A 25,237-nucleotide genomic window follows, 5' to 3' on the forward strand; every position below is an offset into this window, starting at 1 on the left:
CATGGCGGCATGTCCCGGGTTGAATGACCATGAGCCGCTGATGACCGATTCCAACGACGCCTTTTCCCTCGCCACGCAACTGACCCGCCTGGGCCGTGACCACGACATGCAACACGGCTTCGTCAACATGCCGGTGTTCCGCGGCTCCACCGTGGTGTTCAAGACCCTGGCCGACCTCGAGGCGAACCGCGGCCGCTACACCTACGGGACCAAGGGCACGCCGACCATCGAGGCGCTGGAAAATGCCTGGAGCGCACTGTCCGGTGCGGCAGGCACGGTAATGTCGCCGTCCGGGCTTGGCGCCCTGGCCCTGGCACTGTTCACCACGCTGAAAAGCGGCGACCACCTGCTGATGCCCGACTCCACCTACCAGCCGACCCGCATGCTCTGCGACAACCTGGTCAGGAAATTCGGCGTCGAGGTGACCTACTACGATCCGCTGGTCGGCGCCGGTATCGTTGCGTTGCTCAAACCCAACACCTCGACCATCTTCCTCGAATCCCCCGGCTCGCAGACCTTCGAAGTCCAGGACGTACCGGCCATCACCGCCGTGGCCAGGGCGCGCGGGATCAAGACCATCATCGACAATACCTGGGCCACGCCGGTGTTCTTCCGTGCCCATGAACACGGCTGCGACCTGGCGGTGGAGGCGGGGACCAAGTACCTGGGCGGGCACTCCGACCTGCTGATGGGGCTGGTCACGGCCAATGCCGAAACCTGGCCGGCGCTGCGCAAGACCTACGACGCCATGGCCATGCTGCCAGGGGCCGAGGATTGCTTCCTGGCCTTGCGCGGCCTGCGCACCCTGCACCTGCGCCTTGAAGAAGCGCAGCGCCGCGGGCTGGAAATGGCCCACTGGATGGCCGCGCAGGCCGAGGTTGCCACGGTGCTGCATCCGGCCTTCCCGGAATGCCCGGGGCATGAGATCTGGAAGCGTGATTTCACCGGCTCCACCGGGTTGTTCTCGGTGATCCTCAAGCCCGGCTACAGCAAGCGCAACCTGGCCCATATGCTCGATCACCTGGAAATCTTCGGCATGGGTTATTCCTGGGGCGGGTTCGAGAGCCTGGTCATTCCCTTCGACTGCAGCGGCTACCGCACCGCCACCCATTGGGCCCCGGGCGGGTTGGCGCTGAGGTTGCAGATCGGCCTGGAAGGCATGGAAGACCTCAAGCGCGACCTGCGCGCCGGGCTCGATCGCCTGGCTGGCTGAGGCTCCATGGCGCCGCGTCGCTTCCATCAGAACGTTTGCGCCGCCGTACCGTCAGAGTTAGCAACGACCCTGCTGCTGAGGAGGCGGTAATGACGGCTGCAAACCGCGACTATGTGGAATGGCTGGTGGCGCAATCCATGCTCAAGGCGGCCCGGGACCGGGCGCGCAGCTATGCCGGGCAGTCCCGGCTGTGGATGAACCCCTACGCCGAGGCGCGGCCGCGGCGGGCCATCGAGATCGCCTCGGTGTGGCTGACGGTCTACCCCGACTCGATCATCGCCCCCGAGGACGCCAGCGTGCTCGACGCCCTCGGCGCCGACAGCCTGTGGAAAGCCCTGTCCGAACTGGGCGTGCAGGGCATGCATACCGGCCCGATCAAGCGCTCGGGCGGTATCAGCGGCCGTGAGTTCACCCCCAGTGTCGACGGCAACTTCGACCGCATCAGTTTCGATATCGACCCGCTCTATGGCAGCGAGGAGCAACTGGTGCACCTGAGCCGCATGGCGGCGGCGCACAACGCCGTGACCATCGATGACCTGATTCCTTCCCACACCGGCAAGGGCGCCGATTTCCGCCTGGCGGAACTGGGCCATGAGGAATACCCGGGCATCTACCACATGGTCGAGATCCGCGAGGAAGACTGGGGCCTGCTGCCGGACGTGCCGCCGGGGCGCGATGCGGTCAACCTCAGCCCGGCCCAGTGCGATGAACTCAAGCAGCGGCACTACATCGTCGGCCAGTTGCAGCGGGTGATCTTCTTCGAGCCCGGGGTCAAGGAAACCGACTGGAGCGCCACCCCGGCGGTCACCGGCGCCGACGGTAAGACCCGGCGCTGGGTCTACCTGCATTACTTCAAGGAAGGCCAGCCGTCGCTGAACTGGCTTGACCCGACCTTCGCCGCCCAGCAACTGATCATCGGCGATGCCCTGCATGCCATCGACTGCCTCGGTGCCCGCGGCCTGCGCCTGGACGCCAACGGCTTCCTCGGCGTGGAAATGCGTCCCAACGACACCGCCTGGTCGGAAAGCCACCCGCTGTCGCTGACCGGCAACCAGATCCTCGGCGGCATGATCCGCAAGGCCGGTGCCTTCAGCTTCCAGGAACTCAACCTGACCCTCGATGACATCGCCCAGATGTCCAAGGGCGGCGCCGACCTGTCCTACGACTTCGTTACCCGTCCGGCCTACCAGCACGCGCTGCTCACCGGCGACACCAGCTTCCTGCGCCTGATGCTCGGCGAAATGCACCGCTTCGGCATCGATCCCGCCTCGCTGATCCACGCCCTGCAGAACCACGACGAACTGACCATCGAACTGGTGCATTTCTGGACCCTGCACGCCAACGACATGTTCCTCTACAAGGGCCAGACCTTCCCCGGCAGCATCCTGCGCGAGCATATCCGCGAGGAAATGTACGAGCGGCTGTCGGGCGAGCATGCCCCGTACAACCTGCGCTTCGTGACCAATGGGGTGTCCTGCACCACGGTGAGCATCATTACCGCAGCGCTGGGGATCCGTGACCTGAGCCTGATCAGTGCCGAGCAACTGGCGCTGATCCAAAAGATCCACCTGTTGCTGGTGATCTACAACGCCATGCAGCCTGGGGTAGTGGCGTTGTCGGGCTGGGACCTGATCGGCGCCTTGCCGCTGGAAGCCGGGCAGGTCGCCGAGCGCATGGCCGATGGCGACACCCGCTGGATCCACCGCGGCGGCTACGACCTGGTGGACCTGGCGCCGCAGGCCGATGAATCGCTGCGCGGCATGCCCCGGGCGCGCTCGCTGTATGGCAGTTTGTCCAGCCAATTGCAGCAGCCCGACTCTTTTGCCAGCCGGGTAAAGAAAGTCCTGGCGGTGCGCCAGGCCTATGGCATTGCCAGCAGTCGCCAGGTGCTGGTGCCCGAGGTACAGCATTCGGGGTTGCTGGTCATGGTCCATGAATTGCCGGCCGGGAAGGGCACGCAACTGACGGCGCTGAACTTCGGTAGCGAGGTGATCTCCGAGGAGATCGTCCTGGAAGGCTTCACCCCGGGGCCGGTGGTGGACATGCTGGGCGAAACGCTGGAAGGCGACCTGCACGAGGACGGGCGCCTGCTGATCAACCTGGATCCGTACGAGGCGTTGTCATTGCGGATCGTCAGCAGTAGCGGGCATTTGTGATGACACCACTGGCCCTATCGCTGGCAAGCCAGCTCCCACAGGCGTGCGCCGCGAACCCTGTGGGAGCTGGCTTGCCAGCGATAGGGCCATCAGCCTTACCCTTTGATTACCTGCTGACGTCCTCCTTGAACCGCCGCCGCCAGGCATGCAACAACGGCTCGGTATAGCCGCTCGGCTGCTCCACGCCCTTGAACACAAGATCGCAGGCCGCCCGGAATGCGTGGGAGGTGTCGAACCCCGGCGCCATCGGCCGGTACGCCGGGTCGCCGGCATTCTGCCCGTCAACCACCGCCGCCATGCGCTCCAGGGTGTTGCGCACATGGGCGGCATCGACCACGCCGTGGTGCAGCCAGTTGGCGATGTGCTGCGCCGAGATGCGCAGGGTCGCGCGGTCTTCCATCAAACCGACATCATGGATATCCGGCACCTTGGAGCAACCCACGCCCTGTTCCACCCAGCGCACCACGTAGCCGAGGATGCCCTGGCAATTGTTGTCCAGTTCCGCCTGGATATCCGTGGCGCTCCAGTCCCGCGACGGGCTGACCGGAACGCTCAGCAGGCCGTGCAGCAACGCCGTGCGCTCGGCATCGGCATCGATGGCTTCGAGCCCGGCCTGGACCTGCTGCACATTCACCTGGTGGTAGTGCAGGGCATGCAGGGTGGCGGCGGTGGGCGAGGGCACCCAGGCGGTGTTGGCGCCGGCCTGCGGATGGGCGATCTTCTGTTCGAACATCGCCGCCATCAGGTCCGGCATGGCCCACATGCCCTTGCCGATCTGCGCCCGTCCGCGCAAGCCGCAGGCCAGGCCGACCAGCACGTTGCTGCGCTCGTAGGCCTGGATCCAGGCGCTGCCTTTCATATCGCCCTTGCGCAGCATGGCGCCGGCCTGCATGGCGCTGTGCATCTCGTCGCCGGTGCGGTCGAGGAAGCCGGTGTTGATGAACACCACCCGCTGCGCCGCCTCGGCGATGCAGGCCTTGAGGTTGACGCTGGTGCGCCGTTCCTCGTCCATGATGCCCATCTTCAGGGTATGGCGCGGCAGGCCGAGCAGGTCTTCGACGCGGCCGAACAGCTCGTTGGCAAAGGCCACTTCCTGCGGCCCGTGCATCTTCGGCTTGACGATATAGACGCTGCCGGTGCGCGAGTTGCCCTTGCGCTGGAGGTCGTGCAGGGCGGCGAGGCTGGTGACCACCGCATCGAGGATACCCTCGGGGATTTCCACGCCGTCCTGGTCGAGGATCGCCGGATTGCTCATCAGGTGGCCGACATTGCGCACGAACAGCAGCGAACGTCCGGGCAGGACCAGCTCCTTGCCGTCCCGCCCGTGGTAGCGGCGGTCCGGGTTGAGCGTGCGCGAGAAGGTCTTGCCGCCCTTGCTTACCGCTTCGCTCAGGTCGCCTTTCATCAGGCCCAGCCAGTTGCGATAGACCAGCACCTTGTCCTCGGCATCTACGGCAGCCGCCGAATCTTCGCAGTCCATGATGGTGGTGATCGCCGATTCCACCAGCAGGTCCTTGAGCCCGGCCGGGTCGGTCGCGCCGATGGGGCTGGTGCGGTCGATCTGCAATTCGATATGCAGGGCATGGTTTTGCAGGAGGACCGCGTCCGGGGCCTCGGCGGTGCCTTGATGGCCGGCAAATTGCGCAGGGTTTTTCAGCGCCGACTCCCGGCCATCGGCAAGGGCAACCTGCAACTTTCCTGCAACCACGCGATAGGCCACCGCATCGGCGTGGGACGCGTCTTCAAGGGTAAATACCTGGTCGAGAAACGCCTTGGCCCAGGCCACTACCCTGGCGCCGCGGGTCGGGTTGTAGCCGCCGCTTTTCTGCGCGCCGTCCGCCTCGTCGATCATGTCGGTGCCATACAGCGCGTCGTACAACGATCCCCAGCGCGCATTGGCCGCGTTCAGGGCGTAGCGCGCGTTCATCACCGGAACCACCAGTTGCGGCCCGGCCTGGGCGGTGATTTCGTGGTCGACCTGGGTGGTGGTGACCTTCACGTTGGCAGGTTGCGCCACCAGGTAGCCGATGTCTTCGAGAAACGCCTGGTAGCCCGGTAGGTCCGTGACCGGGCCCGGGTGTTCGCGGTGCCAGGTGTCCAGCAACGCCTGGAGGCGGTCCCGTTCGGCCAGCAGGGCGCGGTTCTTCGGTGCCAGGTCGTGGACCAACTGGGCGAAGCCGGCCCAGAAGCGTGCCGGCTCCACAGGGGTGCCCGGCAAGACTTCGTCATCGATGAATCGCTTGAGGTTTTCCGCCACCTGCAACCGGTGGCTGACAATACGCTGGGTCACGGCCAGTACTCCTTGGTAAATGTTCGGTTCAAAGCCCGGCGACGCCTGCCGCCGCCACCTGTGCATCCTGGTCCGCCTTCACCCCGGACACGCCTACGGCGCCGACCACCTGGCCCTGGACCAGCACCGGCACGCCGCCTTCGAGCGAGGTCAGCAGCGGTGCGCTGACGAAAGCGGTGCGGCCGTTGTTGACCATCTCCTCGTAACCCTTGGTTTCGCGCCGGCCCAGTGCGGCCGAGCGGGCTTTTTCGGTGGCGATATAGGCGCTGATCGGTGCGCAGCCATCGAGGCGTTCCAGGGCCAGGAGATGGCCGCCGTCGTCGACGATGGCGATGGTGACGTTCCACGCGTTGCGCCGGGCCTCGTCGCGGGCAGCGGCGAGGAGACGGGCGACGTCGGTGTTTTCCAGGACTGCTTTTTGCTGCATGAGAGTTCTCCTTTTAATGACGTTCGACAGCGATACGCGGACCCTGTGGGAGCGGGTTTACCCGCGATTACGATGGTGAATTCACCGATGTCATCGCGGGTAAATCGGACCGCCGAACCGCCGCTCCCACAGGGGCCGCATATCGCTTATGCCAGTGCTTCTTCCACCAGCTCGATCCAATGCCGCACCGGCGTGCGCCCGGCCCCGTCGAGGTGGGTCTGGCAACCGATGTTGGCGGTGACGATGACTTCCGGATTGCCGGCTTCCAGCGCGTTCAGGCGGTTATCGCGCAAGCGCCGCGACAGTTCCGGCTGGGTCAGCGAATAGGTGCCCGCCGAGCCGCAACACAGATGCCCGTCGCTCACGGCAGTGAGGCTGAAACCCAGGCGCTGGAGGATCGCCTCTACCGCACCACCCAGTTTCAACGCATGTTGCAGGGTGCAGGGGCAGTGAACGGCCAGGCGCCGTTCGGCATGAATCCCCAGGCGTTCCAGTGGCTCGGCACCCAGTACCTGGGCCAGGTCGCGGCTCAGCGCGCTGACCCGTGCCGCCTTGGCGGCATAGGCCGGATCCTGTTCCAGCAGGTGCCCATAGTCGCGGACGAAGGCGCCGCAACCACTGGCGGTCTGGACGATGGCCTCGGCTCCGGCCTCGATCGCCGGCCACCAGGCGTCGATGTTCCGCCGTGCCCGCTGCAAGCCTTGTTCCTGGGCATTGAGGTGGTAGTCGATGGCACCGCAGCAGCCAGCCTCCCGTGCCGCGACCACGCTGATGCCGAGGCGATCCAGCACCCGTGCGGCGGCCGCATTGGTGTTGGGCGACAGCGATGGCTGCACGCACCCTTCCAGCATCAGCACCTTGCGCGGATGCTGGTTGGCCGGTCGCGCCTTGGCCGGCACGGGGTGGCGGGGCAACTTGGCCTGCAGGTGCTCCGGCAGCAACGGACGGAACACCTGGCCGGTGCGGGCCAGCGCCTTGAACACCACGGGGTTGGGCACCAGCGTGCGCAGCCCGTGGCGCAGCAGGCGTTCGCCAAGCCCGCGCGGCACCTGTTCCTCGACCACCGCGCGGCCGATATCCAGCAGGTTGTGGTATTCGACGCCGGACGGGCAGGTGGTTTCGCAGTTACGGCAGGACAGGCAGCGGTCCAGGTGGTCCCGGGTACTGCGGGTGACGTCCTGGCCTTCCAGCACCTGCTTGATCAGGTAGATGCGCCCGCGCGGGCCATCGAGTTCGTCGCCCAGCAACTGGTAGGTCGGGCAGGTGGCGGTGCAGAAACCGCAATGCACGCAGGAACGCAGGATACGTTCGGCCTCGGCGGCCCGGGGCAGTTGCCTGGCGTGTTCGCTCAGTTGGGTTTGCATGGCGTTTCAGACCTCCGCATAGAGTCGGCCAGGGTTGAAGATCCCCCGGGGGTCGAGCTGCTTCTTCAGGTTCTGGTGATAGCGCAACAGCAGCGCGGGCAAGGGCTGGAACGGCGTTTCGTCAGGGCCGTAGCGGGTCGCATGGCCGCCGGCGGCACTCACCCGCCCACGGATGTCCTCGGCGGGCGCGTCCGAAAGCAGCCAGCGCTGTGCCCCGGCCCAGTCCAGCAATTGCTCGCCAGGCAGGTCGAGCAAGGACGTGGCGTTGGGCAGGGACAGGCGCCAGAGCGGCCGGGTGCTGGCGAAGAACGGCAGTTGTCGCTCGCGCAGTTGTGTCCAGTAAGCGCTGTCGATGTGCTCGCCCCCGAGGCGCTGGCAGGCGGATTTCACCGAGCCCTCGCCACCTTCCAGGCGCAGGTGCAGGTAGTTGCCGTCGTGGCAGGCGGCGCTGATCGGCACAGGTTGCTGGCCCCACTGGGCCAGTTCCTCCAGCGCTTCGCCAGCGTCCATCTCCAGCCTGAGGCTGACGCAGGCGCGTGGCTTGGGCAGCACCTTGATCGATACTTCGGTGAGCAGCCCGAGGCAGCCGAAGCTGCCCGCCATCAGGCGCGACAGGTCATAGCCGGCGACGTTCTTCATGACTTCGCCGCCGAAGCGCAGCAGCTTGCCGTGGCCGGTGATCAGGCGGGTGCCGAGTACATGGTCGCGCGCCGCGCCCGACCAGGGTCGGCGCGGCCCCGACAGGCCGCTGGCGATGGTGCCGCCAAGGGTGGCGCCGGCGCCGAAATGCGGGGGCTCGAACGGCAGCATCTGCCCCTTGGCCTGCAACGCCGCCTCGATTTCCGCCAGCGGCGTGCCGGCACGGGCGCTCAGCACCAGCTCGGTGGGGTCGTAGCTGACGATGCCGCGGTGGCTGCGGGTGTCGAGCCGTTCGCCACGGGTGCGACGTCCGAGCAGGGCCTTGGTGTCGCCACCCTGGATTCGCAGGGCGACGCCGTCGTTCAGGGCCTGCGCGACCTGTTCCAGCAGGGCCGCGCTGTTGTCGTGATCGAGGTTCATCAAAAGCGCTCCAGTTCGGGAAAGGGCAGCTTCCCCTGGTGGACATGCATCGAGCCGAATTCGGCGCAACGGTGCAGGGTCGGGATGTTCTTGCCGGGATTGAGCAGGCCCAGGGGATCGAAGGCCTGCTTGACCGCGTGGAACAGGGTGATTTCGTCGCTGCTGAACTGGGCGCACATGGCGTTGATCTTTTCCCGGCCGACGCCGTGTTCGCCGGTGATGCTGCCGCCGACCGCCACGCACAGTTCGAGGATCTTCGCCCCGAGGGCTTCGGCGCGCTCCAGTTCACCCGGCTGGTTGGCATCGAAGAGGATCAGCGGGTGCATGTTGCCGTCGCCGGCATGGAAGACGTTGGCTACCCGCAGGCCGAACGCCTGCGACAGCGTTTCGATGCCGCGCAGCACCGCCGGCAATTCGCGGCGCGGAATGGTGCCGTCCATGCAGTAGTAGTCCGGGGAAATCCGCCCGACCGCCGGGAAGGCGTTCTTGCGCCCGGCCCAGAAGCGCACGCGCTCGGCCTCGTCGCGGGCCAGGCGCACGTCGCTGGCGCCGGCCTGGCGCAGTACCGCGTCGACCCGCGCGCAGTCGTCGTGAACGTCGGCCTCGACGCCATCCAGCTCGCACAGAAGCATGGCTGCGGCGTCCACCGGGTAGCCGGCGTGAATGAAGTCCTCGGCGGCGCGGATCGACAGGTTGTCCATCATTTCCAGGCCACCGGGAATGATCCCGGCGGCGATGATATCGGCCACCGCGCGCCCGGCCTGTTCCACCGAATCGAAGCTGGCCAGCAGCACCCGCGCCACCTGCGGCCTGGGCAGCAGCTTGACGGTGACTTCGGTGACGATGCCGAGCATGCCTTCGGAGCCGGTGAACAGCGCGAGCAGGTCGAAGCCTGGCGAATCCAGGGCGTCGCTGCCCAGGGTCAGGTGCTCGCCCTCGACGGTGAGGATGTCGACCCGCAGCAGGTTATGCACGGTCAAACCGTACTTGAGGCAATGCACGCCGCCGGCGTTCTCGGCCACGTTGCCACCGATGGAGCAGGCGATCTGCGAGGACGGATCGGGGGCGTAGTACAGGCCGTGGGGCGCGGCGGCCTGGGAAATCGCCAGGTTGCGCACCCCGGGCTGGACCCGGGCGAAGCGGCCCTGCGGGTTGACCTCGATGATCCGGTTGAAGCGTGCCATCACCAGCAGGATGCCCTTTTCCAGGGGCAGCGCGCCGCCGGACAGGCCGGTTCCGGCGCCACGGGCCACCACCGGCACCCGATTGGCGTGGCACAGGCGCAGCAGGGTCTGCACCTGTTCCAGGCGCTCCGGCAGTACCACCATCAGCGGCACCACGCGGTAGGCGGAGAGGCCGTCGCACTCGTAGGGGCGCAGGTCTTCGGCGCGGTGGAGGATCTCCAGGTCGGGCAGGGCCTGGCGCAGTTGCGCCAGCAGGCGGGGCTTGTCCACGGCGGGCAGGGCACCATCCACGCGTTCGTCGTAAAGGATGTTCATTGGCAGGGGCGTCCGGTCTTGTTATTGGCTGAACGCCTGCCAGACTGCTCGCCCGGCGTGTTGCCCGTCGATGTGAAAGCCAGCTGGTCCTACCAGTTTTTGCCAGTGTCTCTTCCGGAAGGTAGCTACATCAGTGGTTTCAGGCCTGGACTCCGGAAAGAATTCATCGCAGGATTTGCACTGGTCCTACCAGTTATGAGCGTTCTTCAATGACCGATGTCACTCCCGCAAAGAGGCAGGTCGCCGACCAGGTGGCCGAGCGTATCGAGAAGCTGATCGTCGATGGCGTGCTCAAGGTCGGGCAGGCGCTGCCCTCTGAGCGACGCCTGGTGGACAAGCTGGGCTGTTCGCGCTCGGCCCTGCGCGAGGGGTTGCGGATCCTGCGTGGGCGGGGAATCGTCGAGACCGAACATGGGCGTGGCTCCTATGTCGCCGACCTGAGCCGGGCCGATGACACCACGCCGTTGATGCACCTGTTCGCCTCGCAGCCGCGGACCCTGTTCGACCTGCTGGAAGTGCGTGCGCTGCTGGAAGGCGAATCGGCGCGGCTGGCGGCGTTGCGTGCCACGGATGTCGATCGCCTGCTGATCAAGCGCCGCTTCGATGAAATGTCCGGCGCCCAGGAGCAGGATGCCCGCGAGCAGGCCCGTCTCGATCACGCCTTCCACCGCGCCATCAGCGAGGCCTCGCACAACCCGGTGCTGGTGCATACGCTGCAGGGGCTCAACGACCTGATGCTCAGTACCGTGTTCGCCTCGGTGAACAACCTCTACTGCCGCCCGGCGCAGAAACGCCAGATCGACCGCCAGCACGCGCGGCTGTATCACGCCGTGATGGAACAGCAGCCGGAGCAGGCACAGCGGGCAGCGCGGGAGCACCTGGGAAGCATCAGGGACAACCTGCGGGAGATCGAGCAGGAAGAGCAAAGGCTGGTGCGGGCGACGATGCGGTTGGAGGGCTGGGAGTAGGATGTTGCCTGATCCGGCCTCATCGCTGGCAAGCCAGCTCCCACAGGGACCCTGTGGGAGCAACTGTCTTGCCAGCGATGAGGCCATCAAAGGTTTAGAAAAATCTGAACTGATTATTTGCCCGCAGCGATTCTTCCGGCCCTGGCCCCTCGCCAGAATCCCTCACGACAACTACAAAAACCGTGAGTGCCACACTCGTGAATCCGATCCTTACGCGCGAAACCCAGGTTCTGCAGGCCGCCGCCGCCCTGGTCGAGGCTTTCGCCAGCAACCACGCCGAGCGCTACTTCGCCTGCTTCAGCGAAGACGCTACCTTCCTGTTCCACACCGTCCCGCAGCCCCTGATGTCACGCCTCGCCTATGAGCAGCTGTGGGCAGAGTGGCAGGCCGAAGGCTTTGCCGTGCTCGGCTGCCAGTCGAGCAATGGCCAGGTCAGCCTGCAGGGCGACGTGGCGATCTTCATGCATGACGTTGCCACTCGCCTGCGCATCGGCGGCGAAGAGCTTCGCCTGCAGGAACGGGAAACCATCGTCTTCCGCCTGCATGGCGGGCGCTGGCTGGCCTGTCATGAGCACCTGTCGGCACTGAGCGATAGCTGAGCCCCTTTTCGACGGCCTTGCCGTTACTGCCAACGCACTCAACAACAATCAAGACAGGCGCTGGAGCACCATCATGAGCCATTCCTCCGGGATCGAAACCAACGGGGTCGAGCAGATTCCCGATAACCAACGCGATGCCTCGCCACTAGATCTTTTCCGCCTGATCTTCGGCGGCGCCAATACCTTCGCCACGGCGGTGCTGGGCAGTTTCCCGGTGCTGTTCGGCCTGTCGTTCCAGGCCGGGGTCTGGGCGATCCTGCTCGGCGTCGGGGTCGGTGCGCTGATCCTTTCGCCCATGGGCCTGTTCGGCGCGCTTAATGGCACCAACAACGCGGTGTCGTCCGGGGCGCACTTCGGTGTGCACGGGCGTATCGTCGGCTCGTTCCTGTCGCTGCTGACCGCGGTGGCGTTCTTCTCGCTGTCGGTGTGGAGCTCCGGCGACGCCCTGGTGGGCGGTGCCAAGCGCCTGGCGGGGTTGCCGGAAACCGACCTGACCCTGGGCCTGGCCTACGGCCTGTTCGCGGTGCTGGTGCTGATCGTCTGCATCCACGGCTTCCGCTTCATGCTGTGGGTCAACAAGATCGCGGTATGGGCCTCCAGCCTGCTGTTCCTGCTTGGCATCCTGGCCTTTGCCGGGCCTTTCGATGCGGGCTTCGCCGGCAGTGTCAACCTCGGCCAGCCGGGCTTCTGGGCGGCCTTCATCGGCTCGGCACTGCTGGCCATGAGCAACCCGGTGTCCTTCGGTGCCTTCCTGGGTGACTGGTCGCGCTACATCCCGCAGGAAACATCCAAGGCGCGGATCATGCTGGCGGTGATCGCCGCGCAGGTCGGCACCCTGATCCCATTCCTGTTCGGCCTGTGCACCGCGACCCTGGTGGCGACCCAGGCGCCGCAGTACATCGAAGCGAACAATTATGTCGGCGGCCTGCTGGCCGTGGCGCCGACCTGGTTCTTCCTGCCGGTGTGCCTGATCGCAGTGATCGGCGGCATGTCCACCGGCACCACGGCGCTGTATGGCACCGGCCTGGACATGTCCAGCGTGTTCCCGCGCCTGCTCAGCCGCGCCGGGGCGACCCTGCTGATCGGCGTCGCTGCCATCGCCTTCATCTTCATTGGCCGCTTCACCTTCAACCTGGTGCAGAGCGTGTCCACCTTCGCCGTGCTGATCATCACCTGCACCAGCCCGTGGATGGTGATCATGATCCTCGGCCTGATCACCCGTCGCGGCTTCTACCACGCCGATGACCTGCAGGTGTTCACCCGTGGCGAGCGTGGTGGCCACTACTGGTTCCACCATGGCTGGAACTGGCGCGGCATGGGCGCCTGGATCCCCAGCGCGATCATCGGGCTGTGCTTCGTCAACCTGCCCGGGCAGTTCGTTGGCAGCCTGGGCGAGCTGGCAGGCGGCATCGATATCAGCCTGCCGATCACCCTGGGCCTGGCAGCCGTGCTGTACCTGGCCCTGATCAATATCTTCCCCGAGCCCGCCGCGGTATATGGCCCCAAGGGCCCGCGCTGGGTATTTCGCAAACCAGCGGCGCAAAGGTCGCTGACCACTGCCGAAACGGCCTGAACCGGAGCTGCACATGACTCATTACATCGATGGCCGCTGGGTGGATGGCGCCAGCGCCGACTGCATCAAGGTATTCGACCCGTCACTGGGCGAGCCTTTTGCCGAACTGCTGGCGGCCACGGCCGCCCAGGTGGACGAGGCGGTGGCCGCCGCGCGCAAGGCGCTGCCGGCCTGGAAAGACCTCGACGTGGCCACCCGCGCCGGCTACCTGCGCGGTTTTGCCGAGCACCTGGGCCTGCGCCGCGAGGAACTGATCGCCCTGCAAATGCGCAACAACGGCAAGCCGCGCCATGAAGCCGAAGTGGACCTGGACGACGCGGTCGCCACCTTCACCTACTACGCCGACCTGATCGAGCAGCAGGCCCGCAAGGATTTCAACGTGGCCCTCGCCGCGCCAGGCTTCAGCGCCCGCACCCGGCTGGAGCCGGTGGGCGTGGTCGGCCTGATCGTGCCGTGGAACTTCCCGCTGGTGACCAGCGCCTGGAAACTGGCTCCGGCCCTGGCCGCCGGCTGCACCGTGGTGCTCAAGCCGTCCGAGGTCACGCCGCTGATCGAGCAGAGCTACGGGCAGATCGCCGCGCAACTGGGCCTACCGGCGGGCGTGCTGAACATCGTGGTCGGCAAGGCCGAGACGGGCATCGCCCTGAGCAACCACAACGGTCTGGACAAGCTGTCCTTCACCGGCAGCAACACCGTCGGCAGCCAGGTCATGCGCAGTGCCTCGGCGCAGTGCCGGCCGGTGACCCTGGAACTGGGTGGCAAGTCGGCCATCGTGGTGTTCGATGACTGCGACCTGGACCAGGCGGTGGACTGGATCGTCGCCGGGATCTGCTGGAATGCCGGGCAGATGTGCTCGGCCACTTCGCGCTTGCTGATCCAGGTAGGTATCGCCGACGCGCTGCTGGCGCGCTTGAAGCTGGCGCTGGAAAAGCTGCGGGTCGGCAATCCGCTGACCGAGGACGTCGACATGGGCCCGCTGACCAGCCAGGGGCAGTGGCTGAAGGTTGCGGCCTACTTCGCCGTGGCGAAGGAAGAGGGCCTGGACTGCCTGACCGGCGGCGAGCCGCTGGACCGTGCCGGCTGGTTCGTCAGCCCGACCCTGTATGCCGACGTTCCGGCGCACAGCCGCCTGTGGAACGAGGAAATCTTCGGGCCGGTGCTGTGCAGCCAGCGTTTCCGTAGCGAGGAAGAAGCGATCGCGCTGGCCAATGACAGCCGTTTCGGGCTGGTGGCGACGGTGGTCAGCGCTGATCTTGAGCGTGCCGAGCGGGTCGCCGATGCCCTGGAAGTGGGGCATGTGTGGATCAACTCGATCCAGGCGGTGTTCGTCGAGACGTCATGGGGCGGCACCAAGGGCAGCGGCATCGGCCGTGAGCTGGGGCCTTGGGGGTTGTCGGCGTATCAGTCGGTCAAGCATGTGACCCGTTGCCTGGGGTGATATCTCAAGGCCTGTGATAAACCTTGTGGGAGCTGGCTTGCCAGCGATGAGGCCGGCACTGACAAAGATGTTGTCAGGTCGGGCCCTATCGCTGGCAAGCCAGCTCCCACAGGGGTTTTGCGTTTGCCCTGGTTACGATCAGTTCCGATCCAGCCACACCGTCTGCGCATTGCAGAATTCACGCACGCCAAAGTGCGACAGCTCGCGCCCGAAACCACTCTTCTTCACGCCACCGAAGGTCACCCGTGGATCGCTGGCGCAGTAGCCGTTGATGAAGATGCCGCCAGTGTCCAGTTCTTCCACCAGTCGCTCGGCCAGTTCCACATCGGCGGTGTAGATGGTCGAGGCCAGGCCGAATTCGCTGTCGTTGGCCAGTTGCAGGGCATGCCGCGCATCCCGGGCGGTGATGATCGAGGCCACCGGGCCGAACAGTTCCTGCTTGAACGAGGTCATCTGGTCGGTGACATCGGCCAGCACGGTCGGCTGGTAGTAGTTGCCTTCGCCCTCGCCCTTGCCACCGCCCAGCAGCAGGGTCGCGCCTTCGGCCAATGTAGCCTGGACCTGGCCGTCGAGCTCGTCGCGCAGGTCGAAGCGTGCCATCGGGCCGATGTAGGTCTCGGCATTGCGTGGGTCGCCCATCACCAGCTCGCGGGTCAGCGCGACGAACTTCTCGGTAAAGGCCTGGACCACGCCTTCCTCGACGATCAGGCGCTTGGCAGCGGCGCAGACCTGGCCGGTGTTCTGGTAGCGGCCGATCACCGCAGCCTTCACCGCTTCATCCAGGTTGGCATCATTGAGCACGATGAACGGGTCGGAACCGCCCAGCTCCAGCACGCATTTCTTCAGCGCCGCACCGGCCTGGGCGCCGATGGCGGTACCGGCGCGCACGCTGCCGGTCAGGGTCACGGCGGCGATGCGCGGGTCGGCGATAGCCCTGGACACGCCATCCGGGGTGACGTTGATCACTTCGAACACGCCCTCGGGGAAGCCGGCACGCTTGAACGCATCCAGCAGCAGGTAGGCGCTGCCCATCACGTTCGGCGCATGCTTGAGCACGTAGGTGTTGCCGGCCAGCAGGGCCGGAACGGCGCCGCGCAGGACCTGCCAGATCGGGAAGTTCCACGGCATCACTGCCAGCAGCGGGCCGAGCGGACGGTATTCGATACGGGCTTTGCCCACCGGAACCGGGGCCGGCTCCGGCGCCAGCATGGCCGGGCCTGCTTCGGCGTACCAGTCGCAGAGCTGGGCGCATTTCTCGATCTCGCCGCGGGCCTGGGCGATCGGCTTGCCCATTTCATTGGTGATCATCAGCGCCATGGTTTCGGCATTGTCGCGCAGGGCAACGGCCAGGGCGCGCAACTGGCCCACGCGGCCGTCGATCGGCGTCCGGCGCCACACCGCGTAGCCGGCAGCGGCCCGGGCCAGCGCGGCGTCGAGCACGGCATCGCTTTCATAGGGGTAATGGCCGATCCGTTCGCCGGTGGCGGGGTTGATCGACAGGGCATGGGTCTGGTGGCTGATCACGGTCATCTCGGCGTCCTGATGGAAGGAGTACGAACCGAAGCCTACTGCGTTGTATGTTTCCCTTAAACTGAATAATACTGAGCGAAACATTCACGCAGAGAGAATGATTGTATGGATCTGGTCCAGCTGGAGATGTTCAAGGCCGTGGCAGAGCAGGGCAGCATCAGTGCGGCGGCCCAGCATATTCATCGGGTGCCGTCGAACCTGACCACGCGGATCCGCCAACTGGAGGAAGAACTGGGCGTCGACCTGTTCATTCGCGAGAAAAGCCGCCTGCGCCTGTCGCCGGCCGGCTGGACCTTCCTCGACTATGCTCGGCGCATTCTCGACCTGGTCGGCGAAGCGCGGCAGACCGTGGCCGGTGACGAACCCCAGGGCCCGTTCGCCCTCGGTTCCCTGGAAAGCACGGCGGCGGTGCGCATTCCGGCGTTGCTGGCGGCCTATAACCAGAGCTATGCCAAGGTCGAGCTGGACCTCAGCACCGGGCCTTCCGGAGCGATGATCGACGGTGTGCTGGCCGGGCGGCTCAGCGCCGCCTTCGTTGATGGGCCGGTGCTGCACCCGGCGCTGGAAGGCGTGCCGGTGTTCATCGAGGAAATGGTGCTGATCGCGCCGCTCAACCATGGGGCCATTACCCGTGCCGCCGAGGTCAATGGCTCGACTATCTATGCGTTCCGCGCCAACTGTTCGTACCGCCATCACTTCGAAAGCTGGTTCGCCCAGGACGGCGCGGTACCGGGGAAAATCCTGGAAATGGAGTCCTACCACGGCATGCTTGCCTGCGTCAGTGCCGGGGCCGGGCTGGCGCTGATGCCGCGCAGCATGCTCGACAGCATGCCCGGGTGCAGCACCGTGAGCGTCTGGCCGTTGTCAGAGCGGTTCCGCTATCTGCGCACCTGGCTGGTATGGAGGAAGGGGATGATGTCGCGGTGCTTGAGCACCTTTGTCGAGTTGCTCAGGGAGAGGGGGGATGTGCTGGATATCGAAGCCTGATGGTGTAGTTGAGGGCCTCATCGCTGGCAAGCCAGCTCCCACAGAGAACCCTGTGGGAGCTGGCTTGCCAGCGATGAGGCCCGAAAGATCACCCCGACACTCCCGGACACATCTGTATAAACTATCCCCCTCATCCAAGCGTCACCCCTGGAGTCCTTCCGTTGTCCCGCAACAACCTCCCGCTCGTCCTGCTTCCCGGCCTGCTCAACGACCATCGCCTGTGGGCCCACGCCCAGGCCACCTTCGAATCCGACCGCGAGATCCTGGTCCCGGACCTCAGCCAGCACGAGTCCATCGTCGCCATGGCCGATCACGTGCTGGAGCAGGCGCCACCGCGGTTCGCCCTGGCCGCGCTGTCCATGGGTGGCTATGTCGCCTTCGAAATCCTGCGCCGCGCGCCGGAGCGGGTCGCGCGCCTGGCCTTGCTCGATACCACGGCCCGTCCCGACGAGCCGGAGCGGGCACGGGTCCGTCGTGGCCTGCTGGAACTGGCCGGGCTGGGCAAGTTCAAGGGGGTGACCCCGCAACTGCTGCCGCGCCTGATGCATGCCCGCGCCCTCGACAGCCAGGTGCCGCAGGTGGTGATGGACATGGCCGATGCCATCGGCCGCGAGGGCTTCATCCGCCAGCAGCGGGCGATCATCGAACGTGCCGATTACCAACCGCTGCTGGCCGCGATCAAGGTGCCGACCCTGGTGCTGTTCGGCGCCCAGGACGAAATCACGCCGCTGACCGAGGCCCGGGTGATCCAGGCCGGCATCCCCGGTGCCCGTCTCGAAGTGATCGAGGCCTGTGGCCACCTGCCGCCGCTGGAGCACCCGGAGCGCACCAGCGAGTTGCTCGGTCAGTGGCTGGACGGCCGCTTCGACGCCTGACGGCGTGTTACTGCCCCGGCAGTTCCTCGTCGCGCCGATACGCCCACTGATACAGCGCTGGCAAGACCAGCAGGGTCAGCGCCGTCGACGACAGGATCCCGCCGATCACCACGGTCGCCAGCGGCCGCTGGACCTCTGCGCCGGTGCCGGTGGCCAGGGCCATTGGAATGAAGCCGAGGGACGCCACCAACGCCGTCATCAGCACCGGCCGCAGGCGGGTCAGGGCGCCTTCGGTCACGGCGCTGCTCAATGAGGCGCCTTCCTCGCGCAGGTTGCGGATGAAGGAAATCATCACCAGGCCGTTGAGCACCGCCACCCCCGACAGGGCGATAAAACCCACGCCCGCCGAGATCGACAGCGGAATATCCCGCAGCCACAGCGCCAGCACGCCGCCGGTAAGGGCGAAGGGGATCCCGGTGAACACCAGCAAGCCATCCTTGAGGTTGTTGAACATCAGGAACAGCAGGGTCAGGACCAGCAGCAAGGCCACCGGCACCACCACCTGCAAGCGCTTGGCCGCCGATTGCAACTGCTCGAACTGGCCGCCCCAGGTGGTCCAGTACCCCGCCGGGATCTGCACGTCCCGCACCAGCGTGTCGCTGGCCTCCTCGACGAACGAGCCCAGGTCGCGTCCGCGCACGTTGGCACTGACCACCACCAGACGCTTGCCGTTTTCCCGGCTGATCTGGTTCGGGCCCGGTTGCAGGTCGAGGCTGGCGACCTGCGACAACGGGATGAAACCGATCCGCTCGGCACCCAGGGCGGCATTGGCCGGCACCGGGATCAGCAGGTCGGCAAGCCCGGCGACATCGGTGCGCAGGGTTTCGGACAGGCGCACCACCAGGTCGAAGCGGCGGTCGCCCTCGTACAGGGTGCCGGCCTGGCGCCCGCCGACGGCGATCGCCACGGCATCCTGCACTTCGCCAATGTTCAGGCCATGGCGCGCTGCTTTCTCGCGGTCGATATTGATGGTCAGCACCGGCAGGCCGGTGGTCTGTTCCACCTTCACCTCAGAGGCCCCCGGCACACCCTGCAAGGCCGTGGCGATCTTCGCCGCCGTGCGGTTGAGGGTGTCCATGTCGTCGCCGAAGACCTTCACCGCGACATCGCTGCGGACCCCGGAAATCAGTTCGTTGAAGCGCAACTGGATCGGCTGCGATAGTTCATAGTTGCTGCCTGGCACGCTGGCGGCCGCCTGTTGCACGGCGGCGATGATGGCGTCGCGCGATTTGCCCGGATCCGGCCATTGCGCCTTGGGCTTGAGCATGATGTAGGCGTCGGAAATGTTTGGCGGCATTGGATCGGCGGCGATTTCCGCCGTGCCGGTGCGAGCGAATACCCGCTCGACTTCCGGCACCTGCTGCATCACCGCCTTTTCCAGACGCTGCTGCATCTCCACCGACTGGCTCAGACTGGTGCCCGGTACGCGCAGTGCCTGCAGGGCCAGGTCGCCCTCGCTGAGGCTGGGGATGAACTCGCTGCCCATGCGGCTGGCCATGGCGCCGGTCAGCACCACCACGCCCACCGCCGAGGCAAAGGCCAGGTTGCGATGCTTCAGCACCCATTCCAGCACCGGGGCGTAGCCCAGGCGCGCCTTGCGCATGACCAGGCCTTCCTCCTCCTTGACCTTGCCGGTGACGAACATGGCGATCGCCGCCGGGACGAAGGTCACCGACAGCAGCATGGCGCCGAGCAGGGCGATGACCACGGTAAAGGCCATGGGGTGGAACATTTTGCCTTCGACCCCGGTCAGGGCGAAGATCGGCAGGTACACCACCATGATGATCAACTGGCCGAAGATCAGCGGCCGGCGCGCCTCGCGGGCGGCGGCGAAGACTTCATGGAAGCGTTCGGCGCGGGTCAGGATGCGCCCGTGCCTGTGCTGGGCATGGGCCAGGCGGCGGATGGCGTTCTCGACGATGACCACCGCGCCGTCGACGATGATGCCGAAGTCCAGGGCGCCGAGGCTCATCAGGTTGGCGCTGATCTTGTTGTGGAACATGCCGGTGAAGGTGAACAGCATCGACAGCGGGATGACCATCGCGGTAATCAGCGCCGCGCGGATGTTGCCGAGGAACAGGAAGAGGATGGCGATCACCAGGATCGCGCCTTCGACCAGGTTCTTCTTCACCGTGGCGATGGCCTTTTCCACCAGGTGGGTGCGGTCGTAGACGGTTACCGCGACCACGCCCTCGGGCAGGGTGCGGTTGATGTCGGCCAGCTTGGCGGCCACGGCCTGGGATACCGTGCGGCTGTTTTCGCCGATCAGCATGAACACCGTGCCCAGCACCACTTCGCGGCCGTTCTCGGTGGCGGCGCCGGAGCGCAGTTCCTTGCCGATGCTGACTTCGGCCACGCTGCTCACGCGGATCGGCGTGCCGTCCACGCTGGAGATCACGATGTTGGCGATATCCTCCAGGCTGCCCACCTGGCCCGGCGCGCGGATCAGCAACTGCTCGCCGTTGCGCTCGATGTAGCCGGCGCCGACGTTGCCGTTGTTGCGTTCCAGGGCCGTGACCAGGTCGCCGAGGGTCAGCCGGTAGGCGGCCAGGCGCCGCGGATCCGGGGCGACCAGGTATTGCCGGGCGAAGCCGCCGATGGTGTTGATCTCGGCCACGCCGGGCACGTTGCGCAACTGCGGCTTGATGATCCAGTCCTGGATCACCCGCAGGTCGGTGGGGGTGTAGGGCGTGCCGTCTTCCTTGCGCGCGCCGTCCTCGGCTTCCACGGTCCACAGGAAGATCTCGCCGAGGCCGGTGGATACCGGGCCCATCAGCGCTTCCACGCCTTCGGGCAGTTGCTCCCTGGCGACCTGCAGGCGTTCGTTGACCTGCTGGCGGGCGAAGAAGATGTCGGTGCCATCGGCGAAGATCACCGTGACCTGGGACAGCCCCGAGCGCGACAGCGAGCGCGTTTGCTTGAGCCCGGGCAGGCCGGCCATGGCGGTTTCCACCGCGAAGGTGATGCGCTGCTCGGTTTCCAGGGGCGAGTAGCCCGGGGCCGCGGTGTTGATCTGCACCTGGACGTTGGTGATATCCGGCACCGCGTCGATCGGCAGCTTCTGGTAGCTGTAGATCCCCAGGCCGGCCATCAGCAGCACGGCGATCATCACCACGATGCGCTGCTCGATGGCAAAGCGAATCAGTCGTTCAAACATGAAGAGTCATCCTGTACGGGCGCATCAGTGGCTGTGCTCGGCGGAGGCCTTGCCCAGCTCGGACTTGAGGGTGAAGCTGCCACGGGTGGCGACCAGGTCGCCGGCCGCCAGGCCGTCGAGGACCTCGACGTAGTCGCCGTCGCGGCGGCCCAGGGACACCGGGCGGGTATCGAAGCCGTCGGCGTTGCGCACGAATACCGAGGGCCGTTCTTCCACGCTCTGTATCGCCTCATGGCGCACGGTGACGGCTGCCGGCGCTACCTGCCCGGCCACCGCGACATTGACGAACAGCCCCGGCCGCCAGGCGCCATCGGGGTTGGTCAGGGTGACGCGAACGGTGGCGGCGCGGTTCTGCTCGCCCAGCAGGCTGCCGACATAGCCGATGGCGCCGTCCACGGTGCTGCCCAGGTCCGGCGACGAAACGCGCACGGGCCGGCCGCTGACAACCTTGTCCAGGTCCCGTGGCGGCACGGCGAAGGTGGCCCAGACCCGCGACAGATCGGACAGGGTGAAGGCATTGCTGGCCTCGCTGACCACCTCGCCGAGGGCCAGGTGTTTCTCCACCACCACCGAGTCGAACGGCGCGCGCAGTTCATAGCGATTGCCGCCGACCGCGCCGACCGAGGTGCCCAGCGCGGCGACCTTCTGCCGGGCGTTGCCCAGGCCGATCTCGGCTTCCTGCAAGGCCTGCCGTGCCTGCAGGTAATCCTGTTCGGCGGAGATGCGCTCCTGCCAGAGCTGCCGTTCCCGTTCGAACGTCACCCGTGCCAGTTCGACCCGGCGCTGCGCGGCCTGCTGCTCGCTGCGCAGGTCGGAAATCTGCTGGCTGGCGATCACCGCCAGCAACTGGCCCTTTTTCACGGTCTCGCCGAGATTGGCATGGACACTTTCCACCACGCCCGGTACCCGGGGCACCACATGGGCGGTGCGGTCCTCGTCGAAGCGGATTTCGCCGGGGAAGCTGACCACGCTCTCCAGGTTCCGCGGGGCAGCGGCCTCCAGCTCGATGCCGGCGGCCTGGATCTGCTGTTCGGTGAGCATCAGCCGACCTTCTTCCTCGTGGCCGGCTTCGCCTGGTTCTTCATGGTCGTGGTCGTCCCGGGCGGCGGTTTTTTCCGCACCGTGGCCGTGCCCATCGTCCTTGCCGTGGCCGGCTTCGTCGTTCCAGGCCAGCCCGGCAAAGCCGAGGGCCGCCGCCACGGCCAGCGCGAGGGCGATCTTGCGTGAGTTGTTCATCGGATGCTCCGTAGGATTCAAAGGATGTCGAGGTCGCCGTAGACCCGCTCGACCCGGGCCCGGGCGTCGCTGGCAGCGGCGAGGGCGGCGAGGTACTGCTCGCGGACGCTGATCAGGGTGCGCTGGGCGTCGAGCACTTCGATAAAGCCGAACTTGCCCATCTCGAAGCCGCGGGTAGCGGTGTCCACGGCCTGGCGCGCGGCGGGCAGGATGGTGCGGTCGTAGGCCCCCACCTCATCCATCGCCGTGGCCCATTGGTTCAGGGCGCTGCGGATCTCGCTGCGCAGGCGCAGTTCCACGGCATTGCGCAGGTCGCGGGCCTGGTCGGCGCGGCGCGCGGCGGCCAGGACGTTGCCCTGGTTGCGGTCGAACAGCGGCAAGGGCAAGGACAGGCCGACCACATTGACCCGCTCGCGCTCGGCGCGGTCGTACTGGCTGCCGAGGCTGACGGTCAGGTCGGGAATGCGCAGGGCCTTTTCCGAGCCCAGTTCGGCTTCGTTCTGTTCGATTTGCGCAGCGGCCTGGCGCAGTTCGGCGGTCTGTTCCAGGCGAGCGAGCAGCTGCTCGGGATCCGGCGGCAGGCCTGGCGACAGTGAAGGTGACAGCAGTTGGTCGAAGGTGGCGACAGGGCTGCCGATCACCTGGGCCAGGTGTCGCCAGGCCACGTCCTGCTCGCGTTCGGCGCGGCCCAGTTGCAGGCGTGCCTCGGCCAGTTGCACCTCGGCACGTGTGGCTTCCACCGGCGAGGACTTGCCCGCGCCGACCTTGCCCGTGACCACACGCAGGCCACGCTCGGTCAGCTCCAGGGATTGCCGTGCCAGTTCCACCCCCGCCTCGGCGCGCAGGGCGGCATGGAAGGCCTGGGTCACTTCGGCACGCAGGTCGTTGACCTGCTGTTCCAGGCGAAGTCGAGCGAGATTCTGGCCGAGGCTGGCGACCTCGATCCGCGCGCCGCGCTTGCCACCCAGTTCCAATGGCTGGCTAAGGGTCACGGTGGTGGTGCTGGTGTTGCGCCGGGTGTCTTCGACCTCGTAGGACAGTTCCGGGTTGGGCATCAGCCCGGCCTGGCGCCGGGCGCCGTCGGCGATGCCGATCTCCTGGCGTGCGGCAGCCATGGCCGGGTTCCGCTCCAGGGCTGCAGCCAGGGCCTGGGGCAGGCTCAGGCTGTCTGCCATGGCCGGCGACGCGGCCAGGGCGACGCACAGTGTGAGGACGGTTCTGGGCAGTAACGGAAGGCGGGGCACTGACGGTTCCTCGTGCTCGGAAAGCCCGACGGAAACGCCGAAGGTGCCGCCAGGCCCGGTTGAGTGGATGGCGGCACTCTAGGGAGCGGCAGCTATCAAGGGGGTGGCGGCAGGATGACAATTCTGTAATCAGGACAGTCGCCGGCTAACAGCGCGATGACGGGAATGTAATGCCCCGCTCATGCTGGCGTTATCTGCCGTCAGCAATGCTCTGGCCGGGCGAAATCACAATTCCAGCAACGCCCGTCGAACTCACAATAAAAACTGCCGGACCTCGAAGGAGCATTGCATGAATCGCAGGTTACCGTTGTATCTGGCAGCGCTTTGTGCGCTGCCGGCAAGCCAGTTGGTCAGCGCCGCCGAACAGGAGGAAGGTTTTGTCGAAGGCAGCAGCCTGTCGGTGTTGAACCGCAATTTCTATTTCAAACGCGATCATCGCGATGGCCCGGCGCCAACCTATGGGAAGCCGGGGGATAACGGTTATTCCGAAGCCTGGGCCCACGCCGTGATCGGCAAGTTCTCTTCCGGCTTCACCCAGGGTACGGTCGGCTTCGGCGTCGATGCCTTCGCCATGCTCGGCCTGAAGCTCGATACCGGCGCTGGCCGCAACGGCGGGCGCAGTTCCTTCGATGTAGTGCCGGTGGCGCGTGATGGCCAGGCCCGGGACGAGTACACCAAGGTCGGCGGCGCGGCGAAGGTGCGCTTGTTCGACACTGTGGTGCGGGTCGGCGATGTGTTCCCGGTGACCCCCGTGGTCGCCGCCGGCGACTCGCGCCTGCTGCCGGAAAGTTTCCGTGGAGTGACGGCGGAAAACACCAGTTTCGATGGCCTGACCTTGCAGGCAGGGCGCCTGCATGCCATGAGCCAGCCGGTATCGAGCAACATGCGTGACGGTTTCGTGACCTTCTATGGTGGTGCAGTGGATTCGCCGTGGGTTGCCTATGGCGGTGGTGACTATGCGATCACCGACAATCTCAGTGTCAGCCTGTATGGCAGTCGTCTCAAGGATGCCTGGAACCAGTACTACGTCGGCACCAGCTTCACTTATCCGCTGGCCGACGACCTGGACCTGATTAGCAGTTTCAACGCCTATCGCGCCGTCGACGAGGGCAAGCAACTGCTGGGCGAGTTCGACAACACCATCTGGAGCGGCAGGCTGGGGCTGCGTTTCGGTGCGCATACCGTGGCCCTGACGCACCAGCGCAACAACGGTGACGATGACTTCGACTACCTGCGCCAGTCGGACTCGATTTTCCTCGACAACTCCATCCAGTACAGCGACTTCAACTCGCCGAAAGAACGCTCGTGGATGCTGCGCTACGACCTGGACATGGCCAGCTACGGCGTGCCGGGGCTGTCATTCATGACCCGCTATGGCAAGGGCAGCGATGCGGACTACTCCAATGCCAACAGCGTCTACATGCGTCGCGATGGCAATGGCGATCCGCTCACCGAGCAGAAGCGCTGGGAGCGGGATATCGAAGTGAAATACGTGGTGCAGGAAGGCGCAGCCAAGGACCTGTCGCTGCGCGTGCGCCAGGCCACCACCCGCGCCACCGCGTTCGAATCCGACCTGGACGAGGTTCGCCTGATAGTGGAATACCCGCTGTCGGTACTCTGAT

General features: G+C 66.2%; 18 protein-coding genes. 9 read left to right on the forward strand and 9 right to left on the reverse strand.

The window, feature by feature from the left end; translation table 11 throughout:
• Positions 1–40 precede the first annotated feature (40 nt).
• Positions 41–1,213, forward strand: a complete 1,173-nt coding sequence (gene metC / locus N7650_RS15835; RefSeq protein WP_279899037.1) for a cystathionine beta-lyase — start codon at positions 41–43, stop codon at positions 1,211–1,213.
• Positions 1,214–1,302: 89 nt separating this feature from the next.
• A complete protein-coding gene (treS, locus tag N7650_RS15840; RefSeq protein WP_279899039.1) occupies positions 1,303–3,369 on the forward strand; it encodes a maltose alpha-D-glucosyltransferase in 2,067 nt (688 codons plus the stop codon).
• Positions 3,370–3,475: 106 nt separating this feature from the next.
• Here treS and N7650_RS15845 read toward each other — a convergent pair whose 3' ends face one another.
• From N7650_RS15845 to glcD, 5 genes are all read right to left on the reverse strand, one after another.
• On the reverse strand, positions 3,476–5,659 hold the full coding sequence (locus N7650_RS15845; RefSeq protein WP_279899040.1) for a malate synthase G: 2,184 nt from the start codon (positions 5,657–5,659) through the stop codon (positions 3,476–3,478).
• Between the two features lie 28 nt (positions 5,660–5,687).
• A complete protein-coding gene (locus tag N7650_RS15850) occupies positions 5,688–6,086 on the reverse strand; it encodes a heme-binding protein (protein ID WP_009407955.1) in 399 nt (132 codons plus the stop codon).
• Positions 6,087–6,232: 146 nt separating this feature from the next.
• Positions 6,233–7,450 carry a glycolate oxidase subunit GlcF gene (gene glcF, locus N7650_RS15855; protein WP_279899041.1) on the reverse strand — a complete coding sequence of 406 codons (1,218 nt, stop codon included), beginning with the start codon at positions 7,448–7,450 and terminating at the stop codon, positions 6,233–6,235.
• Positions 7,451–7,456: 6 nt separating this feature from the next.
• Positions 7,457–8,509, reverse strand: coding sequence for a glycolate oxidase subunit GlcE (gene glcE / locus N7650_RS15860; RefSeq protein ID WP_279899042.1), 1,053 nt, complete (start codon positions 8,507–8,509; stop codon positions 7,457–7,459).
• Positions 8,509–10,008, reverse strand: a complete 1,500-nt coding sequence (gene glcD, locus N7650_RS15865) for a glycolate oxidase subunit GlcD (RefSeq protein WP_009407958.1) — start codon at positions 10,006–10,008, stop codon at positions 8,509–8,511. Before glcD ends, glcE begins: the two co-directional genes overlap by 1 nt.
• Before the next feature lie 209 nt (positions 10,009–10,217).
• Here glcD and glcC point away from each other — a divergent pair, with 209 nt between their 5' ends.
• From glcC to N7650_RS15885, 4 genes are all read left to right on the forward strand, one after another.
• Positions 10,218–10,976, forward strand: coding sequence for a transcriptional regulator GlcC (gene glcC, locus N7650_RS15870; RefSeq protein ID WP_279899043.1), 759 nt, complete (start codon positions 10,218–10,220; stop codon positions 10,974–10,976).
• 197 nt (positions 10,977–11,173) lie between these two features.
• A complete protein-coding gene (locus tag N7650_RS15875; RefSeq protein ID WP_009407962.1) occupies positions 11,174–11,575 on the forward strand; it encodes a nuclear transport factor 2 family protein in 402 nt (133 codons plus the stop codon).
• Positions 11,576–11,648: 73 nt separating this feature from the next.
• Positions 11,649–13,148 carry a cytosine permease gene (locus N7650_RS15880; RefSeq protein WP_279899044.1) on the forward strand — a complete coding sequence of 500 codons (1,500 nt, stop codon included), beginning with the start codon at positions 11,649–11,651 and terminating at the stop codon, positions 13,146–13,148.
• A gap of 7 nt (positions 13,149–13,155) precedes the next feature.
• A complete protein-coding gene (locus tag N7650_RS15885; protein WP_279899061.1) occupies positions 13,156–14,586 on the forward strand; it encodes an aldehyde dehydrogenase family protein in 1,431 nt (476 codons plus the stop codon).
• Between the two features lie 138 nt (positions 14,587–14,724).
• On the opposite strand, the gene N7650_RS15890 is transcribed toward N7650_RS15885, so the two are convergent.
• On the reverse strand, positions 14,725–16,116 hold the full coding sequence (locus N7650_RS15890) for an aldehyde dehydrogenase family protein (RefSeq protein WP_279899046.1): 1,392 nt from the start codon (positions 16,114–16,116) through the stop codon (positions 14,725–14,727).
• Between the two features lie 105 nt (positions 16,117–16,221).
• On the opposite strand from N7650_RS15890, the gene N7650_RS15895 reads away from it, so the two are divergent.
• A complete protein-coding gene (locus tag N7650_RS15895) occupies positions 16,222–17,103 on the forward strand; it encodes a LysR family transcriptional regulator (RefSeq protein ID WP_009407976.1) in 882 nt (293 codons plus the stop codon).
• 161 nt (positions 17,104–17,264) lie between these two features.
• Positions 17,265–17,978 carry an alpha/beta fold hydrolase gene (locus N7650_RS15900; RefSeq protein WP_009407978.1) on the forward strand — a complete coding sequence of 238 codons (714 nt, stop codon included), beginning with the start codon at positions 17,265–17,267 and terminating at the stop codon, positions 17,976–17,978.
• Positions 17,979–17,985: 7 nt separating this feature from the next.
• On the opposite strand, the gene N7650_RS15905 is transcribed toward N7650_RS15900, so the two are convergent.
• Genes N7650_RS15905 through N7650_RS15915 form a run of 3 tightly spaced genes read right to left on the reverse strand, consistent with a single transcriptional unit; the run spans position 17,986 to position 23,546 of the window.
• Positions 17,986–21,135: a CusA/CzcA family heavy metal efflux RND transporter gene (locus N7650_RS15905; RefSeq protein WP_279899047.1), complete on the reverse strand. Its 3,150-nt coding sequence runs from the start codon at positions 21,133–21,135 to the stop codon at positions 17,986–17,988.
• Positions 21,136–21,159: 24 nt separating this feature from the next.
• The gene (locus N7650_RS15910; protein ID WP_279899048.1) at positions 21,160–22,371 is read right to left on the reverse strand and encodes an efflux RND transporter periplasmic adaptor subunit; all 1,212 of its coding nucleotides are present in this window, start codon (positions 22,369–22,371) and stop codon (positions 21,160–21,162) included.
• Positions 22,372–22,388: 17 nt separating this feature from the next.
• Complete coding sequence (locus N7650_RS15915; RefSeq protein WP_279899063.1) at positions 22,389–23,546, reverse strand: TolC family protein; 1,158 nt, start codon at positions 23,544–23,546, stop codon at positions 22,389–22,391.
• A gap of 358 nt (positions 23,547–23,904) precedes the next feature.
• On the opposite strand from N7650_RS15915, the gene N7650_RS15920 reads away from it, so the two are divergent.
• A complete protein-coding gene (locus N7650_RS15920; protein WP_279899049.1) occupies positions 23,905–25,236 on the forward strand; it encodes an OprD family porin in 1,332 nt (443 codons plus the stop codon).
• Position 25,237: the final 1 nt, after the last annotated feature.

The organism is Pseudomonas sp. GD04058 (assembly GCF_029836855.1).
Taxonomy (GTDB): domain Bacteria; phylum Pseudomonadota; class Gammaproteobacteria; order Pseudomonadales; family Pseudomonadaceae; genus Aquipseudomonas; species Aquipseudomonas bharatica.

Excerpts from the sequence above, each read along its gene's own strand:
- N7650_RS15895 (WP_009407976.1), top strand. The coding sequence starts at position 16,222 with ATGGATCTGGTCCAGCTGGAGATGTTCAAGGCCGTGGCAGAGCAGGGC.
- N7650_RS15905 (WP_279899047.1), bottom strand. The coding sequence starts at position 21,135 with ATGTTTGAACGACTGATTCGCTTTGCCATCGAGCAGCGCATCGTGGTG.
- glcE (WP_279899042.1), bottom strand. The coding sequence starts at position 8,509 with ATGAACCTCGATCACGACAACAGCGCGGCCCTGCTGGAACAGGTCGCG.
- glcF (WP_279899041.1), bottom strand. The coding sequence starts at position 7,450 with ATGCAAACCCAACTGAGCGAACACGCCAGGCAACTGCCCCGGGCCGCC.
- N7650_RS15915 (WP_279899063.1), bottom strand. The coding sequence starts at position 23,546 with ATGGCAGACAGCCTGAGCCTGCCCCAGGCCCTGGCTGCAGCCCTGGAG.
- treS (WP_279899039.1), top strand. The coding sequence starts at position 1,303 with ATGACGGCTGCAAACCGCGACTATGTGGAATGGCTGGTGGCGCAATCC.
- N7650_RS15920 (WP_279899049.1), top strand. The coding sequence starts at position 23,905 with ATGAATCGCAGGTTACCGTTGTATCTGGCAGCGCTTTGTGCGCTGCCG.
- N7650_RS15880 (WP_279899044.1), top strand. The coding sequence starts at position 11,649 with ATGAGCCATTCCTCCGGGATCGAAACCAACGGGGTCGAGCAGATTCCC.
- N7650_RS15910 (WP_279899048.1), bottom strand. The coding sequence starts at position 22,371 with ATGAACAACTCACGCAAGATCGCCCTCGCGCTGGCCGTGGCGGCGGCC.
- metC (WP_279899037.1), top strand. The coding sequence starts at position 41 with ATGACCGATTCCAACGACGCCTTTTCCCTCGCCACGCAACTGACCCGC.
- N7650_RS15890 (WP_279899046.1), bottom strand. The coding sequence starts at position 16,116 with ATGACCGTGATCAGCCACCAGACCCATGCCCTGTCGATCAACCCCGCC.
- N7650_RS15850 (WP_009407955.1), bottom strand. The coding sequence starts at position 6,086 with ATGCAGCAAAAAGCAGTCCTGGAAAACACCGACGTCGCCCGTCTCCTC.
- glcD (WP_009407958.1), bottom strand. The coding sequence starts at position 10,008 with ATGAACATCCTTTACGACGAACGCGTGGATGGTGCCCTGCCCGCCGTG.
- glcC (WP_279899043.1), top strand. The coding sequence starts at position 10,218 with ATGACCGATGTCACTCCCGCAAAGAGGCAGGTCGCCGACCAGGTGGCC.